This window comes from Pseudoalteromonas sp. MEBiC 03485, from assembly GCF_004195145.1.
Lineage (GTDB): Bacteria > Pseudomonadota > Gammaproteobacteria > Enterobacterales > Alteromonadaceae > Pseudoalteromonas > Pseudoalteromonas apostichopi.
Map to the genome: position 1 here is coordinate 160,746 of NZ_SGBT01000002.1, position 17,500 is coordinate 178,245.

At 40.8% G+C, this 17,500-nt stretch carries 12 protein-coding genes; 2 read left to right on the forward strand and 10 right to left on the reverse strand.

The window, feature by feature from the left end:
- Positions 1–6: 6 nt before the first annotated feature.
- The 3 genes from EVU92_RS17580 to EVU92_RS17590 are packed head-to-tail and all read right to left on the reverse strand — an operon-like array spanning position 7 to position 5,725.
- Complete coding sequence (locus tag EVU92_RS17580) at positions 7–1,413, reverse strand: TolC family protein (RefSeq protein WP_130053013.1); 1,407 nt, start codon at positions 1,411–1,413, stop codon at positions 7–9.
- The gene (locus tag EVU92_RS17585) at positions 1,406–4,552 is read right to left on the reverse strand and encodes a multidrug efflux RND transporter permease subunit (protein WP_130052464.1); all 3,147 of its coding nucleotides are present in this window, start codon (positions 4,550–4,552) and stop codon (positions 1,406–1,408) included. Before EVU92_RS17585 ends, EVU92_RS17580 begins: the two co-directional genes overlap by 8 nt.
- 6 nt (positions 4,553–4,558) lie before the next feature.
- Positions 4,559–5,725: an efflux RND transporter periplasmic adaptor subunit gene (locus EVU92_RS17590; RefSeq protein ID WP_130052465.1), complete on the reverse strand. Its 1,167-nt coding sequence runs from the start codon at positions 5,723–5,725 to the stop codon at positions 4,559–4,561.
- Positions 5,726–5,843: 118 nt separating this feature from the next.
- Here EVU92_RS17590 and EVU92_RS17595 point away from each other — a divergent pair, with 118 nt between their 5' ends.
- Positions 5,844–6,788 (forward strand): LysR family transcriptional regulator, encoded by a 945-nt coding sequence (locus tag EVU92_RS17595; RefSeq protein ID WP_130052466.1) that lies wholly within the window; start codon positions 5,844–5,846, stop codon positions 6,786–6,788.
- A 12-nt stretch (positions 6,789–6,800) separates the two neighbouring features.
- Here EVU92_RS17595 and EVU92_RS17600 read toward each other — a convergent pair whose 3' ends face one another.
- Both EVU92_RS17600 and EVU92_RS17605 read right to left on the reverse strand, forming a co-directional pair.
- Positions 6,801–7,844 (reverse strand): GGDEF domain-containing protein, encoded by a 1,044-nt coding sequence (locus tag EVU92_RS17600; RefSeq protein ID WP_130052467.1) that lies wholly within the window; start codon positions 7,842–7,844, stop codon positions 6,801–6,803.
- Between the two features lie 198 nt (positions 7,845–8,042).
- The gene (locus tag EVU92_RS17605) at positions 8,043–8,891 is read right to left on the reverse strand and encodes a DUF6279 family lipoprotein (protein ID WP_130052468.1); all 849 of its coding nucleotides are present in this window, start codon (positions 8,889–8,891) and stop codon (positions 8,043–8,045) included.
- A gap of 543 nt (positions 8,892–9,434) precedes the next feature.
- Between EVU92_RS17605 and EVU92_RS17610 the strand changes: the two genes are divergently transcribed.
- Positions 9,435–10,157: a tetratricopeptide repeat protein gene (locus EVU92_RS17610; protein WP_130052469.1), complete on the forward strand. Its 723-nt coding sequence runs from the start codon at positions 9,435–9,437 to the stop codon at positions 10,155–10,157.
- Positions 10,158–10,176: 19 nt separating this feature from the next.
- Here EVU92_RS17610 and EVU92_RS17615 read toward each other — a convergent pair whose 3' ends face one another.
- The 5 genes from EVU92_RS17615 to EVU92_RS17635 all read right to left on the reverse strand — a co-directional run bounded on the left by EVU92_RS17615 (position 10,177) and on the right by EVU92_RS17635 (position 17,491).
- Positions 10,177–11,589 (reverse strand): coniferyl aldehyde dehydrogenase, encoded by a 1,413-nt coding sequence (locus EVU92_RS17615; RefSeq protein WP_130052470.1) that lies wholly within the window; start codon positions 11,587–11,589, stop codon positions 10,177–10,179.
- A gap of 134 nt (positions 11,590–11,723) precedes the next feature.
- Entirely contained in the window at positions 11,724–13,154 is a 1,431-nt protein-coding gene (locus EVU92_RS17620; RefSeq protein WP_239977783.1) for an SLC13 family permease, read from the reverse strand.
- 57 nt (positions 13,155–13,211) lie between these two features.
- Positions 13,212–14,171, reverse strand: coding sequence for a porin (locus EVU92_RS17625; RefSeq protein ID WP_130052472.1), 960 nt, complete (start codon positions 14,169–14,171; stop codon positions 13,212–13,214).
- Between the two features lie 213 nt (positions 14,172–14,384).
- Positions 14,385–15,755 carry a sigma-54 dependent transcriptional regulator gene (locus EVU92_RS17630; protein ID WP_130052473.1) on the reverse strand — a complete coding sequence of 457 codons (1,371 nt, stop codon included), beginning with the start codon at positions 15,753–15,755 and terminating at the stop codon, positions 14,385–14,387.
- On the reverse strand, positions 15,752–17,491 hold the full coding sequence (locus tag EVU92_RS17635) for an ATP-binding protein (RefSeq protein ID WP_130052474.1): 1,740 nt from the start codon (positions 17,489–17,491) through the stop codon (positions 15,752–15,754). The genes EVU92_RS17630 and EVU92_RS17635 overlap by 4 nt, the downstream gene beginning before the upstream one ends.
- Positions 17,492–17,500 lie beyond the last annotated feature (9 nt).

The window sequence follows — 17,500 nt, forward strand, 5'->3', positions numbered from 1 at the left end:
TCTGGGTTAAAGGTTGTTTAGTTCAAAGCTCCAACGACCATTAAACGCTTGATAAGCACTTACTTTGGCCTGTAATGAAGCAATTGTTGAATCAACAGCGTTCTCTTGCGCTATTAAAACATCCTGTCTCGCATCTAACAACTCTAAGTAAGGAATTTGTCCTTCTTGATACATTGCTTGAGCTTGACCAAATGCTTTATTCGCATAATTAAAACGCTGATCAGCATAACTTAACTGTTGCTGCTGTTTGACTAGCCTTTGTAAAGTAAGTTCACTATCGCTAATGGCGTTTAATACTTTACTTTGGTAGTTACTGTAAGCGGCTTCACTTAAAAATTGCTGTGCATCACGCTGAGCTAATAATGCAGGATAGCTGAGCAATGACCATTCAACTTTTGGCGTTACTTGCCATTGTTGCACAGTATCTTCTAAACCATTACTGGTTAAGCTCACCACACCTGCAAACCCTGCCAAACTAATATCAGGCAGTAACGCTTTTGAGGCTGCAACACTCAATGAATAAGCCTGACTAAATTGATACAAGGCACTGGTGATATCGGGTCTCAGTGCCATTGCTTCACTCGCTTTACTAAACGACACGCTAAATTGGTGGCTGAGTAACTCAGGCTCTTCGACCAATGTTATGTCGCTTGCAAGTCGACCGGTTAGCACCGCAAGGGTTGCTAAGTCGCGATATTGCAAGTAACTAAGCTCAGGAATAAGCGCTTGTTGTTGCTTTAACTGCGCAAGGGTGCGGTTAAGATCAAGCTCATTCGCAACACCCTCTTCTACTCGCGCTTTTAGTACATCAATACTTTGCTCGAGTGCCTCGATTTGCATCTCAATGATAGCTTGCTTTTGCACATTACCTTGATAGCTGACATAGCCTTGCACCACAGCTGAAACCACTTCAACCTGTAATGCTCTTAGCTGCTCTGCTTGGTTTAATGCCCCCGCATTAGCAGCATCGACTAACGCGGTAATACGGCCGAACAAATCAAGCTGCCAATTAACATTAACCCCAGCGTTTGATTGACGTGTAATAACGCCATCTAAGCTGCTGCGCTCTGCACCTACGCTTAGGCTGCCCTGCGGATAATATTCCGCGCGGGCTGCACCTAAACGGGCAATGGCTGCATCAAGTTGAAGTTGACTGGTTTTTAGGTCGTGATTCATTGCTAATGCATCAGTCACTAAATTATTTAACTGGGTTGAATCTAAACGACGCCACCAGTTATTCTCGCTCGCGCCTTCGTTTTGTTCACCAATTTGTGTATCACTTACAAATTGCGTCAGGCTAACTTGCTGCTCTTGCATATCTACGCTTTGTGCGCAGCCAGCTAATACACCGGCTAACAGCATTGCACTTAAAACTTTGCCTTGTTTAAAGATTGCATGAAGAGGCTTATGCATCATCTTGCTCCTTCTGCGATTTTTTCGTTACTAACATATAAAACACCGGGGTGAACAATAAGCCGAACACGGTTACACCAATCATGCCTGAGAATACAGCGTTACCCATGGCATGACGCATCTCTGCACCTGCGCCTGTGGCTAAAACAAGGGGTACAACACCTGCTGTAAAAGCAATTGACGTCATTAAAATTGGACGAAGTCGTAAGCGACACGCTTTAATAATTGCTTCAAGATGTGTCATCCCACCTTTATGCTGATCTCGTGCAAACTCAACCATTAAGATGGCATTCTTACTTGCTAGTGCAACGAGTACAATTAATGCAATTTGCGTAAAGATGTTGTTGTCATCACCTACAAGCCACACACCTAACAAGGCCGAGAAAATAGTCATAGGCACAATCAAAATAATCGCCAGAGGTAGTCTTAAGCTCTCGTATTGGGCAGCAAGTACCATGAACACGAGCAATACAACGAGTGGGAAAACATACACCATGGTGTTACCCGCTAATATTTGCTGATAAGTTACTTCTGTCCATTCAAACTCGATACCATTTGGTAATGTATCGGCAAGAATTGCTTCAATCGCATGCTGCGCTTGGTCAGAGCTATAACCTGGCGCTGGGCTACCATTTAGTTCAGCTGTAGGGTAACCGTTATAGTGCATTACACGATCTGGCCCTGTTGTTGGCGTGACCGTTAATACAGAACCTAATGGCACCATCTCACCCATGCGGTTACGCACTTTAAGATTCAAAATTTGCTCAGGATCTTGGCGGTAATCAGCATCAGCTTGTGCATTAACCTGATAAGTTCGACCAAACAAGTTAAAGTCATTCACATACATCGAGCCTAAGTACACTTGTAAGGCATTGAATACTTCATCAAGTGGAATACCTTGAATCAGCGCTTGCTCACGGTCAATGTCGATATCCATTTGTGGCACTTGAATTCTAAAGCTTGAGTAAAGCCCCATTAATGCAGGGTCTTGCTGAGCTTTAGCAATGGTTGCTTGTAAGCTATTAAAGAGTGCTTCAAAGCCTTTATTAGCACGGTCTTCAATTTGTAGTTTAAAGCCACCAGTTGTACCTAAACCTTGAATTGGCGGTGGCGGGAATACCGCAACAAATGCTTCATCAATAGCGGCAAATTTTTGATTTAACTGAGCCGCAATCGCCATTGCTGACATACTCGGATCTTGACGCTCTTCAAAAGGTGCAAGCGGAGTAAACACAATGCCGCTATTAGGGCTATTGGTGAAACCATTAACAGATAAACCAGGAAACGACACCGTATTTGCAACACCCGGTACTTGTAATGCAATTTTTTCCATTTCTTGCACGACTTCTTGGGTTCTATCTAAGCTTGCCGCATCAGGTAACTGTGCAACAGCCACTAAATATTGCTTATCTTGCTGTGGAATAAAGCCACCCGGTACAGCATCAAATAATTTAACTGTGCCACCAACAAGCGCAATGTAGGCAACTAATACAATCACACTCATGCGAATCAGTTTTTGTACCAGCTTTTCGTAGCCATTTGCACCTTTATCAAACAAGCGATTAAAAGGCTTAAATAGCCAATTACCAAATACACGGTTTAATAGCTTAGTTAAACGGTCTGGTTTTGCATCATGACCTTTTAATAACAATGCCGATAACGCAGGCGATAGTGTTAATGAGTTAAATGCTGAGATAATCGTTGAAATAGTAATAGTTAACGCAAATTGCTTATAAAATTGACCAGATAAACCAGTAATAAATGCCGTTGGAATAAATACCGCACACAGTACAAGTGCAATGGCGATAATTGGCCCTGTTACTTCTGTCATGGCAACACGGGTTGCTTCGAGTGGCGACAAGCCTTGCTCAATATTACGCTCAACGTTTTCAACTACAACAATGGCATCATCAACAACAATACCAATGGCTAGAACCAAGCCGAATAACGACAAGGTATTGATTGAAACGCCAAGCCATTGCATAACTGCAAACGTACCAATTAAAGACACCGGTACCGCAATCAGAGGGATAACCGATGCACGCCACGTCTGTAAGAACACCACTACAACGATTACAACTAGCGCGATTGCTTCTAGTAGTGTTTTGATAACAGCATCGATAGAACCGCGTACGAAAATTGTTGGATCATAAACAATGTCATATTCAACACCCGCCGGAAAGTCTTTCGATAATAGCTTCATGGTTTCACGCACTTGATCCGAAAGCTCAATCGCATTAGAACCTGGGCGTTGAAATACTGGCATAGCAAGTGCTGGCTGACCATCGAGCATTGCTCTTAATGCATAGGTGTCTTGTCCTAACTCAAGGCGTGCAACATCACTTAAGCGTGTAAGCTGACCTTGTTCACCTACTTTGATGATCACATTTTCAAATTCTTCTTGTGAGCTTAAGCGCCCTTTTACGTTCATCAGAATTTGAAACTGATTTGTTTTCGATGTAGGTTGTGCACCTATACTACCCGCGGCAACTTGCTGGTTTTGCGCACGTAGTGCATTAACTACATCCATGGCAGTTAAATCACGTGCCGATAGTGCATCGGGGTTTAACCATACGCGCATTGAGTATTGACCACCACCAAACATACGTACATCACCCACACCCGGAAGACGTGCAATTTGGTCTTTGATATACAAGTCAGCATAGTTCGCTAAGTAAGTTGTATCATGCGTTTTTTCAGGTGAGTATAAATGCACTACCATGGTTAAATCTGGTGATGATTTTTCTGCTACGACGCCTAAACGCTGAACTTCTTGTGGTAAGCGTGGCAGTGCACTGTTTACACGGTTTTGCACTTGTACTTGTGCTCGGTCTAAGTCAGTGCCTAACGCAAAGGTAACTGTTAACGTCATACGGCCATCACTGGTTGCTTGCGAAAACATATACAACATGTTTTCAGTACCATTGATTTCTTGCTCAAGAGGTGTTGCAACAGTCTCAGCAATAACCGTTGGGTTTGCACCTGGGTAACTTGCTGTAACAACAACTGTTGGCGGCACCACCTCTGGATACTCACTCACTGGCAATTGAAATAACGAAATTGCCCCTGCGATGAGAAAGATAAGCGACAGCATCGCTGCAAAGATGGGTCGCTGGATAAAAAAGTGTGAAAATTTCATTTTGACCTACTGTTTAGCAACCAAATCTGAGTGATTATTTGAAAGAGTGAATGCAATACCGTCGCTATTAATCGTTACTTTATTAGGCGAAATTGGCATACCTGGACCCACACGAGCAGGACCGTTCACTGCAATCACATCGTTTTCGTTTAGTCCCGATTTAATTGCTCGTAAGCTGCCATAACGTTCACCAACAGTAACTAACTTATATTCAAGAACATTGCCTTCACCAACGGTTAGAACAAAACGATTCTTTAAATCTGTGCCAATAGCACGCTCCGGCACGATGACCTTTTCGCTTACTTTATTGCCTGCAAGCTTAATGCGGGCGAATGAACCAGCACGAAGTTGTTGCTCATCATTTTCAAACACGGCACGAACACGAAGAGTGCCTGTAGTTTCGTTAATTTGGTTATCAATGAAATTAATTTTGCCATTAAAGTTAAAGCTGGTTTCACCCACTTTTTGCATCACAACCGCTTGTTCACTTTGTGCCGTTACATCAGCAAATGACTGATTCCACGTGCGCTCATCAATATCAAAATAAGCATACATTTGCTGATTTGATACGATACTTGTTAACACACTTTGTCCGGCAAGTACGTTATTACCTTTGGTGATGTTGGCACGCGATACTACGCCATTTATTGGCGAGCGAACTTTCGTAAATGCTAAATCAAGCTCAGCTGCAGTTAGCTCAGCCTGAAGAGCAAGTAATTGTGCTTCTCGTTGTCTAAGGGTTGATTTACGAGACTCAGCTTGCTCAGTTGAAATCGCTTTACGCTCAGTTAAGCGCTCTGCGCGTTTTGCTTCACTTTTAGCTTGTTCAAGTGCTGCCTTGGCGCTTTCGATTTGCGCTTTTAAGCTATCAACCACTGCAGCAAAGGGACGTGCATCAAGGGTGAAAAGCAAATCCCCCTCTTTAACGCTATCACCTTCCTTAAAATTAATTTTGTCGATAACACCCGAAACACGTGGCATAAGCGCTACTTCTTGTGGTGCTTCTAAGCGCGTTGTATAGGTGTGCCAATTTTGTACGGGTTTAACCAGTACTTTTGCTACATCGATAGGTTGTAAATGCTGTTGCTGCGCTGCTTGGTTGGCTTCAGTACCGCACCCTGCAAGCGTTAAGCTCGCAATGGTGACAGCCACTGCAAGAATAGATTTGTTCATCACGACTCTCCTGTTAATAGATTGGAGACAATGTTACGGAACTAATTAGAGGATAAAAACGATAGATTTTTAAATTCATTAATGCCAGAATGGCACCAATAAATTTTAAGGAACTGCTATGGATACCACCAGCCGTTTATTAATGCTGCTTGAAGTGATTGAACGAGGCTCATTTGCTAAAGCTGCAGAGTCTAGAAATATAGACCGTTCTGTCATTTCGAAACAAATTAGCCGTCTTGAAGATGAGTTAGGGGTGCGCTTACTAAACCGTACAACTCGTTCTTTTTCGTTGACTGCTGCAGGCGCTGAAATGGTAAAAAAAGCAGCTGAACTCAGGGATTTATTATCAGATACTGTTAGACTGGCCGAGAACTATCACCAAGAACCTCGTGGCACGTTAAAAATTACCTCATCAAGTATTATCGGTAAAAGGTATATTCAACCAGTAATTAATGACTTTCAAAAACGTTTTCCGCAAGTTGAAGTTGAGCTTCGTTTAGACGACAGGCTGATTGACTTAGTATCAGAAGGCTATGACTTGGCTTTTCGTGTTGGCGAACCAAAAGACTCGTCATTTATTGCCCGTAAGATTGCCCGCAACCGTATGTTACTGTTGGCCTCACCAGAATTTATTAAAACTTACGGCATGCCAAAGCATGTTGAAGATTTAAAAGAGCTGCCTGCCGCTAGTTATTCAAGCCCAAGTAAACGCATTAGTGGTATTCGCTATCGTAATGCCGGTGGCGATATTATTGAGCAGGATATTAAAAGTGTCTTTCGTGCTAACGATGCGGAAGTACTTTTGATGAAGGCAATTTCAGGAAATGCCTATGTTCTTGCACCAGCATTTATTCTTGATGATGAGGTAAAACGCGGAGATTTAGTACCAATTTTAACCGATATGGAATTACTCGATTACAGCGCAGTGTACGCGGTTTACCCACATAGAGATTTACCAGTAAGAACACGTTTATTCTTTGATGCTATGCGTGAATACATTGGTAAAGATGTTCCTGTATGGGAGGCGAACATTCCTGATTTTGATACTATGTACAAAGGCTAAGTTTAAAAAGCACTAACTCGCTTTATTACGTTGTGCAAATTGTTCGCTTAACTCATAAGCCGTTACAACTCTATTTCGACCTTGCTGTTTTGCTTGGTATAGCGCATCGTCTGCACGCTTAATAAAGTTTTTAAGGGTTTGATTTGGCATGTAGCAGGCAACACCGATGCTAATAGTCAAATTGATCGCCTGCTCATCAATATTGTGGATAGTTGTTGATAAGTGCTCGCGCAGCATATCTGCAAATTCATATGCACTTTGCGGGTCGCTACCTGGTAAGAAGATAGCAAACTCTTCACCGCCAATTCGAAATACATAGCCTTTACTTATGCGTTGCCTAAAGAAACTGGTTACTTCAATTAGAATACGATCGCCAACATCATGGCCGTATTGATCATTTATATTCTTAAAGTAATCAAGGTCGAGCATTAAGATAAATAAGCCATTTTTGTTTTTCAGCTCAACTTCAAAATAATGGGTCATCGCCAACCGGTTACCTGCCCCTGTAAGTGGGTCAAGTAAAGCTAAGTTTTCGAGTCGTTTACCATATTCTGCACGACTATTCTCAAAGGTGTGAGACACCGCCCAAATACTGATGTACGTGAATGTAAAGTTGAGTAAAAAATTAATGCTATTAAGGGGCTCAAGACTTGATTTGGTGAAAAGAAAACCGCCTTGCAGTACCGCAACGACCAATGACAAAACTTTGCCATACTGTTTGCCTAATAATAAATAAAATAGAACCGGTAATGAGCAAGTCCAAATGAACAGCAAGCTTTTAATATTACTGAGGTAAGTACCCAATGTGACAAGTAGCGTTAAAAACACGCATAAGGTGAGCGACTGCCATAGATGACCATTGCGTTTTCGGGTATAAAAAAAGATATAAAAACAAAAGGATGCAAAAACGACTTCTAATGCACCAAGAACCCAAAAGTCATTTATAAAGAGATTAAAAACGGCGAATATTCCAGCTAGCACGCCAAGACAAAAGCCCATCCATTTAAGAACGGTATTTCGTAACGCTTGAGTGCCCCTTAGCGCCCCAATATCCATCCAGTTTCTCGTTATTGTTATAATTGCCTAATTTTAACGCGAAATAATAGATATAGGAACAAGTTATTAATAAAAAGTGCATAAAAATGCAGACGTTTTCATAAGCACAAGAAAAACTAATAGTTTTTAACTTTTATTTACAAATAATGAGATTCAAGCTAGCAGCAGTTTCACATCGCGTAAAAGCACACCTTGCAGCTAATCATCAATCAAGTCACTGACCTCTTCAATTAACTCATCAAACTCATCATGAATATTACGGCGCTGTTTGTCGGTTAATGTAGGCTTTAGCTCCAATAACAAGCTAACGTAGTTATCAAGGTTTTTATCATCGGCGGCAATTAACTCATCGCTCATAAAGGCAAAACGATCATTAATGATAACAGCGAGCTTGCTATCAAAGTCTGCTGGTTTTTCCTCTTGCATAAATAACGTTTTTAATGCATCTAAACGCTTTTGTTTGTATTGCATCCATAGTAAAAATGTACTTATACGGCTATTTGATGAATTTTCTATCAGTGTTTGTTGCTGTGCAGAGAGCTTGGTACCGAACCACTCTTTATAGTTTTCAAGGTTTTCTTCTAAACGTTCTTGAGCATGTTGCTCAGGTGTTTTCTCTTCGTGCTCTTTGTACTCATCGTTAATGTTTTCTTGTAAGGCAGCGACAAACTCAACTCGCTGCTTGTAAGTTAGTGAGTTAGCTAACTCAATAAGTTCGGGTTCAATTTTATCAACCAAGGTTTGCCAGTGTTGTTTTGCTTGCACAAAGTGTGCTTTAAGTTCGCTATGGTTAACTTGCTTATCTAACATAGATTTTAAGCTTTCGAGGTCACTCTTGTATAAAGGTAGCTGAGTTTCCCTGTGCCAATCACGACTGGTTTTGACAATATGCTTAAATTTATCAGCTTGGTCGCCATTTAGATCAACATAATCATCAATCCAAAACCCTGATAACCAGCCTAAGTTATTGTAAGTGAAGCTAGGAGAGCACCCCGCGACTGAAAACAATAAACTGAAAATTATTAGATACTTTGATAGCTTTTTCATTGTCTTTTTTTAAATCCTGTTTCTAAAACATAGTAAAGTTAACATTGAGAACAAATATTCAGCAATAGCATATAAATGAAATTAATTATCATTTAGGTATTGACGAAAAAACAAACCTAAGTAATAATCGTTATCAACAACTTGGCTCGCTAAAGTATTCTCACGGCAACATCTTGCTGTTAAAGGCTTTGATGTTGTTTTACCAAGTTAGTTCAAGACGTAACTCTTGATTGTCATCTGTTTCCTCGACCCAAGCAGCGACATAAAACGTTACACTTTACTTGCTACATTGCTCATATCGGTGACGGTAGATATGACACTAAAAAGCCCATCATGGGCTTTTTTTATTTCTTTAATTTTTCTGTAAAATCTGTATCTTAAGCCTACTTGTTAATTACAACGCTTGCCGCTGTCTATAAATTAGGCATTTACAGCTGTTGGGTCTAAACTATAAGAGATGTTTTGCTCAGTGACTGTTTGGCAATGCATTTTATCAATAGCTGATTGCCTATTATTGATACATAACACATTTGGAGGCAGACTATGATCAAGCCTAATTTTAAATCACTACTGTTCGCTAGTACGTTAATCCTCTCACCTTTTGCAAATGCCAGTCTTGAAGATGCCCAATTAGCGGCTAATGAAGGTCGTTTTGAAGAAGCACTTCATGAATTTAATTACCTTGCTGATAGAGGTTATGCCCCTGCAATCTATGAGCTTGCTAAAATGTACGAAGGTGGTTTTGGTGTGCAACGAGACTATCGAAAAGCGGCAGAGTTGTATGAAAAGGCTGTAAAGAAAGTACATGCTGATTCAATGTTTGCATTGGGTGTGCTTTATCAAGAAGGTAAAGGTGTTAAACTTGATAAAGAAAAAGCGATTTCACTTTTTGAAATGGCATCAAAAAAGAATCACCCTGCAGCTCAATATAATTTAGGCGTTATGTACGCTAATGGCGAAGGTGTTATTCAAGATTATCGCACCGCGCTTAGCTGGTACCAAAAAGCTGCAGCGAATAACTTTACTCTTGCTCAGTTTAATATGGCCTTGATGTACTACGAAGGTTTAGGAGTACCCAAGAACCTTGAGAAATCATACATTTGGAATACAATTGCTGAGTACAATGGCAATATGAATGCAAGTCATAGTCGTAAACTAGATGAGCGCAATATGATGCCAGCAGAAATTGAAGCTGCTAAAGAAAAAGCAGACGCAATTTATGCAAAAATACAGGCAGGCCTTTACGCCCCTGACGGACGTTTGTAAACAAGTAATGTACTTGCGCTTAACGGCGCAAGTACATCCATTTTAACAGTTTAATTAACAGCTTATTTTGTTTTAACAATAGGCTTGTGCGTGGATTAAACTTTCCTGATACTAGGGTATTTCTTGCGTGGCTAAAGGTTTTAAATCCCTCAACACCATGATAGTGCCCCATTCCTGATTCACCAATGCCACCAAACGGTAACTGATCTGCTGTAACCTGCATAAGTACATCGTTAATCGCTAATGTACCGCTTCTGATTGATGAACTTAGCTTACTAATTTTCTCTTTGTCATGGCCCAATATATATAATGCAAGTGGTGAGGAGTCACCATTGATGGTGTCAATCACTTGTTGCTCTGATTCATAACTTTTAATAGGTAGTAAAGGGCCAAAGATCTCATCTTGCATTACACGCATATCATCATTAACTTGCGTTAAAATATGTAACCCCATGCGATGTTTAAGTTCATCAACTTGGTGCCCTTCAATAGGCTCAAACACTTGTGCACCTTTGTCTTTTGCATCAAGCAGTGTTGCGCTTAAACGTTGGTACTGCGCATCAGAGACGATTGAAGTTAGGTTTTTACCTTCAACACCTTGTTTATAATACTTCTTATAAAGCTCACTCAACTGTAAGACTAACTGATGTTCAAGCTTTTTAGGCACAAACACATAATCTGGCGCGACACATATTTGCCCCGCGTTGTTTAATTTACCAAATAATAGTGTTTTTGCAGCTTCTTTAATATTCACATCTTCTAAAATCACTACCGGTGACTTGCCACCTAACTCAAGAGTCACAGGGGTTAGGTTTTTACTGGCAGCTTGCATTACTTTGCGCCCTACTGATGTCGAGCCTGTAAAAAGTAAGTGGGCAAACGGTAGGTCACAAAAGCATGCTGCGGTATCGGCTTCACCTTCAACAATGATGCAGTGCTCTGCAACTGTATCTGCCATCAGCTGTTTGATAACATTATTGGTATGCGGCGTAAATTCGCTTAGCTTTAACATCACTCTGTTACCAGCCGCTATTGCGCTTATAACTGGCACTAAAGCCAATTGAATTGGGTAGTTCCAAGGTGCGATAACGCCTACTACACCCTTAGGTTGGTAATGAATATGCGCTGATGAAGGCCACAAACTAATACCGACGCTGCGCGATTCGTTACGGGCCCATTTAGGTAAACGTTTTATTGTATCACTAATCGATTTCACAGTTGGCAGCAGATCGCCTAACACCGTATCAAACTCAGTACGATAACCAAAGTCTTTACTGGTTGCTGCAACTAAGGCCTGTTCATTTTCAATGAGGCGAGTTTTGATGGTTTTTAAAAGCTTAATACGCTTATCAAGCGCTAAATAAGGCTCAGCCAAAAAGGCGTCATTAAGTTTTAAAAATTTGCTGTGTAATTGTGCGTATATATCAGTCAAAAGGTCATCTCTTGATAAACGATTTTAGCCACTATAACCAGCTATAATTATCTGAGCAACTTTATAAATGTAAAAACAGCGCTCATAGTGAGCGCTGTTGATGGTTGGATTAGGTTGAAAACTTTTAAACTTATCTAAAAGCCAAACACAACTGCTGCAATGGTCATAGTTACTAAAGTGATCATCGCAATAGCAATAATGTTTAGTGCAAAACCAGATCGGATCATATCGCGCATTTGAATTTGTCCTGAGCCAAATACAATCGCATTTGGCGGTGTTGCAACTGGCATCATAAACGCACAACTACACGCGATTGCCGCAGGAATGACCCACACAAGAGGTGTACCAAATACAGATTCAGCAACCGGGCCTAAAAGTGGAAGGAAGCCTGCGGCTGTTGCTGTATTACTCGTGATCTCAGTTAAGAACGTAATTAAAGTAGCAACTGCTAGAACACTTAGTACCAAAGGTATAGCACTTGCACCCTCTATCATGTGCGCAATGTATTCAGCTAGACCTGATGATTTAATTTGCGCAGCAAGTGTTAAACCACCGCCGAATAGTAATAACACACCCCATGGCACCTTAGCAGCGCTTTCCCAGTCAAGAATACGCTCACCATCACCTTTGTTTGCTGGTAAGACAAATAACAATAGTGCCGCAGCAATCGCAATACCAGTGTCAGAGATTTTTAAACCCGACAGATCGGCAAGTACTGGTCTAAAGATCCAACAAACAGCTGCTAAGACAAAGACTGCTGCTACGCCTTTTTCAGCGCGCTGCATTTTACCAAGCTCTTGTAACTGCGATAAGAATAACGATTTCGTATCTTTACTTGCTGCTTTTGCACATTGTGTATCTACTTTGTAAGCAAACTTAGTTAACCAAACCCAGCATAAAATCAGCATAACTGTTGCAAGTGGTACACCTACTTTCATCCACTGTGCAAAACCTATTTCGATTTTGTAGCTATCTGATAAATACGCAGCCATTAACGCATTTGGCGGCGTACCAATTAACGTTGCAATACCACCGATACTCGCACCATAAGCAATCGACAGTAACATTGATTTACCAAACTGGTCATTATCAGGGTTAGATTGCTTCACCAACATAGTAATCGACATAGCAATCGGTAACATCATCACAGCGGTAGCTGTATTTGACATCCACATTGATAAAAATGCCGTTACTAACATCATGGCTAAAATTTGTAGGCTTGGCTTAGTCCCTGCTCGAAGCATAGTATTAAGCGCAATACGTTTATGTAAACCCCAACGCTCCATCGCAATTGAGATTAAAAAACCGCCCAAGAATAAAAAGATCAAAGGGTGTGCATAAGGCGACGCGACCCCTTTGATTGCAGCAATGCCAGCAAGAGGTGATATAACCAGTGGCAATAATGAAGTAGCAGGAATTGGCACAACTTCGCTTACCCACCAAGAAGCCATCCAAAAAGCAAGGCCCGCAGTGCGAAGTGCAGACACACTCATTCCCGCTGGTGGATCAATTAAGCAAGTTAATAGCATTACTAATGGGCCAAGCAGTAACATGACTGTGCTCATTAATGGACGTGGCTGAGAGCCATCTTTTGTTTGATTTACTAGTGACATACCTATTCCTTAGAACTTGTATTTAAGGCCAATTGCAACGCTGTTGTCTGATTCAAGTTCTAAATCTAAATCAGTATAGAATAAGTAGGCTGTGGTTTGTTTATCAAAAACATAATCAACACCTGCTGTCCATTGTTTACCTTCTTCAGCATGGCGAATTTTTGAGTCATCTTTAACGTACTGAAGCTTAGATACCCATTTATCGATAGCATAGCTTGCACTGAGTGCATAGCCATTACCTTCTTTACTTCCATCTGTTGATTCACTGCGTTGGAATAAGCCCGCAAGTTGTAGGTTTTCATGTTTCCATGCTGCAACCACACGGCTTGCAGTCAACTTGTTAAGTGCATCAACATGGCTGATAGCTAAATAGTAATCTTTTGATTTTAATGCACGGTCACCATAAATAACGGTTGCAGCAAAACCATCTTCATCGTTGCTACTGTCATCTTTTGGTGCATAAGTTAGCGCAAGCGATGCGCCACCATAGGTTTTTGAGCTATAGGTAATTGTATCACCAATACGGTCTTGACCAGGGATCAACTGGGCAATATCAGCTTGCGTTTCGTTAAAACCGTCAACTTTACCTTCTGAGTATTTAAAACGAGTATCGTTACGACCCACAACGACTTCACCAAAATCACCTGCTAGACCTAAGTAGGTATTACGAGCAGAAAATGGTTCACTGGTATCGTCATGCTCGAAGCCTTTTACTTGCACTTCGTATTTGAATACCGCTTTTAGCGATTCAGTTAGTTTATGACTACCTTTAATACCAATACGAGAAAAAGGTGCTTCAATTTGAGTGCCTTCATCTGCATAGCGCATAACGCCAGTATCTGTGTTTGCTATTTGAACTTCTGCTTTACCATATACAGCGTAATCTGCTGCCATTGCTGAGCCCGCTGTGCTCGCTAAAATCACAGCCGCTGCTACGCGTGTTTTGTTATGAGTGAATATTGTTGTCATTATGCGCCCCTTATTAGGTTCAAATTGTTGTTCCTAACTGTTAAGGCAAGTAGGTTGCCAACTTAGTTAATTTATAAAAAAACTATAAATAACAAAACATTAACTTCATTGGCTTAGTGGAGGCTGAGTTTTATGGGTGGATCTCCACACATTTTTAAGATTGTGTTGTCACCTGTTCCACCCATTATCTTTAATTAACTGTAGATGTACTGGTTAGTCTTTAAACATTTCCCGATTAATACCGTATTTAGTCATCTTGTCGTAAAGGGTTTTACGAGCAATTTGCAAAGTGACCATAGTGTCTTTAATGCTACCGTTGTTACGCTCTAACGCTTCTTCAATCAGTGATTGCTCATAAAAGCTGATTTTCTCAGCTAGGCTTAGGTCCTGAGCTAGTTCGTTTTCATTGTTTGCGTCGTTGTATGAAGCAAATGCTAAATCAGAGCCTAGCAATACTGCACGTTCGGCCTGATTTCTAAGTTCTCGCACATTACCTGGCCAATCATAAGCAAGTAGTCGCTGTTTTGCTTCACTACTAAGTGGTGCAGGTGGCTTATGAAAGCGTGTTGCAGCAATTGAGCTAAAGTGTTTAAAAAGTAATGGAATATCGGCTTTTCTATCGCGTAATGCAGGAATACTCACTTTAACTAAGTTTAATCGATAATAAAGATCGGCTCTAAACTCACCTGCTTCTACCAAGGTCATCAAATCAACTTTTGTAGCAGCAACAATGCGTACATCTAAATCAATGGCGTGGTTGTCGCCTACAGGCGTGACTTTTCTCTCTTCAAGCACCCTAAGTAACTTGACTTGTAAACTTGCAGGCGTTGACTCTATTTCATCTAAAAAAACGGTACCTCCTTTAGCAAATTCAAATTTACCTTGGCGAGATTGCGTTGCACCGGTGTAAGCCCCACTTGCCGCCCCAAATAACTCACTTTCAATTAATTGCTCAGGAATTGCACCACAGTTTATCGCTACGAAATTAGCCGCTGATCTGTTACTTTGATCGTGCAAGTAACGAGCAACTAACTCTTTACCTGTACCTGTTTCACCTTCTATAAGCACATCGGCGGGAGTATCAATTACAGCATTAAGTAAATGCATCATTTGTTGCATTTGCTCTGTTTCACCTAAAATACGCACACCGGGTGCAGAAGTTTTTTCTACCGCAATTTTCAAGGCGCGGTTTTCCATCACTAAAGCCCGTTTTTCTGAAGCACGCGCAATACAATCTAACAATTGCTCAGTAAGCGGCTTTTCAAATAAATCATAAGCCCCTAACTGCATAGCTTTAACCGCAACAGATACATCAGCAAAACCGGTAAGAAATATAACCGGCAGTTCACTATCAAACGCTTTTACTTGCTCTAAAAACTCCAAACCATCCATTTTTGGCATATTTATGTCGCTAAGCACAATTCCCTCAAAACGACGACCCAGTTTTGAAAGTGCAGCTGTAGGTTCGCTAAAACACTGAACTTGATAACCCTCAATTTCAAGCAGTTGCTTTAATGAATCGCGGATCACCGCTTCGTCATCAATAACAATTACCTGATTACAGGTAGTTGCAACTACACTCATGATTGTTCCTTATTAGTTTGTAAGGTTATTATAAATTGTGCCCCGCCTTCAGGACGGTTGTGAGCCGATAGTCGACCATTAAATGAGTCTATAATTTGTCGTGAAATAGATAAACCAAGCCCTAAACCATTACTGGTTTTAGTACTATAAAAAGGCTCAAAAATATTACCTAATGCATGTTGATCAATGCCTGGACCCGTATCAAGAATCGATAGCTTCACACGGTCGTCAAATAGTTCAAGTTCAAAACTCAATTCGCGCTTTTCTGATTCACTCATCGCTTGGCTGGCATTGGTGATTACGTTTACCAAGACTTGTTCAAACTTCACGCTGTCGACCCACACGGTTATGTTTGCGTCAATATCACTGGCTTTTACCTCGATATCATCTTGCTTAAGTTGAGCGCTGGCAATCATTAAAGCATTCTTTAACATACTCGCTAAGCTTTGCTGCCTCAATTGAGTTTGCGCCGGTTTACTAAAATGCTTTAACTGAGCAACAATTTTATGAACACGCTCTATTAACGACTGTACTAGCACTAAATTTTCGCCAGCTTGTTCAATATTGCCTTTCATAAGTAACCTTTTTGTACTTACTAAGTAGGTATTCATGGCACTCAAAGGTTGGTTTATTTCATGGTTAATGCCTGCACTTAATTGGCCTATCGTGGCCAATTTAGCTGTTTGGATCAGTGCTTTTTGAGCTTTTTCGAGCGCTTGGGTTCGTTCAATCACTTCTTGCTCAAGACTATGCCTTGAAAAAAGTAGTTTTTTATAACCAGCAAATCGTACCATTGCCATATGAATAAGCACCACAGCAATGGCATAAAACACACTAAACCAAAGAAGCCTTGGAATTTGTGCAAGCTCCACATTTGTCACATCCACCAACACACTGGCTTTAGCGTTTATAATGTCTATTGTTTCGATGGCACTAATAAAGCGCGCTTGTTTGCCATCAAGCTGAATGTTTTGCTGCGCGGTTTGTTTACTTAAAGGCTTGTGATTATGGGCAAGTAAGCTCGGTTTATGAGACAAGTATCGGCGTGACTTAATTAAAGCAGCCATTTGTGCATCATTGAGGGGCTTAAGAGATTTTAAACGCCAGTCAGCAACATCTGACATCACAATTACACTGTCTTCTAAAGTGATATAAAAATGGGTGCTATCTGATGCATTAAGTAGTTGGCGGTCTTGCTCAAACTTTTTAGCATTAACCTTTAATGTTACAACGGCAATGACTTTCCCTTTATCTATAACAGGCTCTGAAAAATAAATACCGCGCTCACTTGAGCGCATGCCTAAAGCAAAATAGGCAACTTTCCCACCTTGCTTGGCTAAATAAAAATAAGGCCGAAAAGCAAAATTACTTCCCAAAAAGGTGTAATCAACTTGCCAGTTACTACTTGCCACGACCGAACCTGATAAATCCATTAAATAGACATCTGATGCACCGCTGGCACGTTGAATATCTTCTAAATAATAATTAACGGCTTGTTCGCCTATACCTTGCTTAATCACAAAGGATTTAACTAAATCATTAGCACTCACTAAGGTAGGAATTGTTTTAAATCGGGCTAATTCACTGGAGAAGTAATGACTTAACTGAGTCGCTTGAACACGGCTTTGTTGCTCTGCCTGCTGATAATCATGGGCTCGCCCAACGTAAAAAACTAACACAAGCAACAATAAAAGCATTGCACCTGCAATAACTAACTTTTTACTTAATGACGACATTCAAACCTT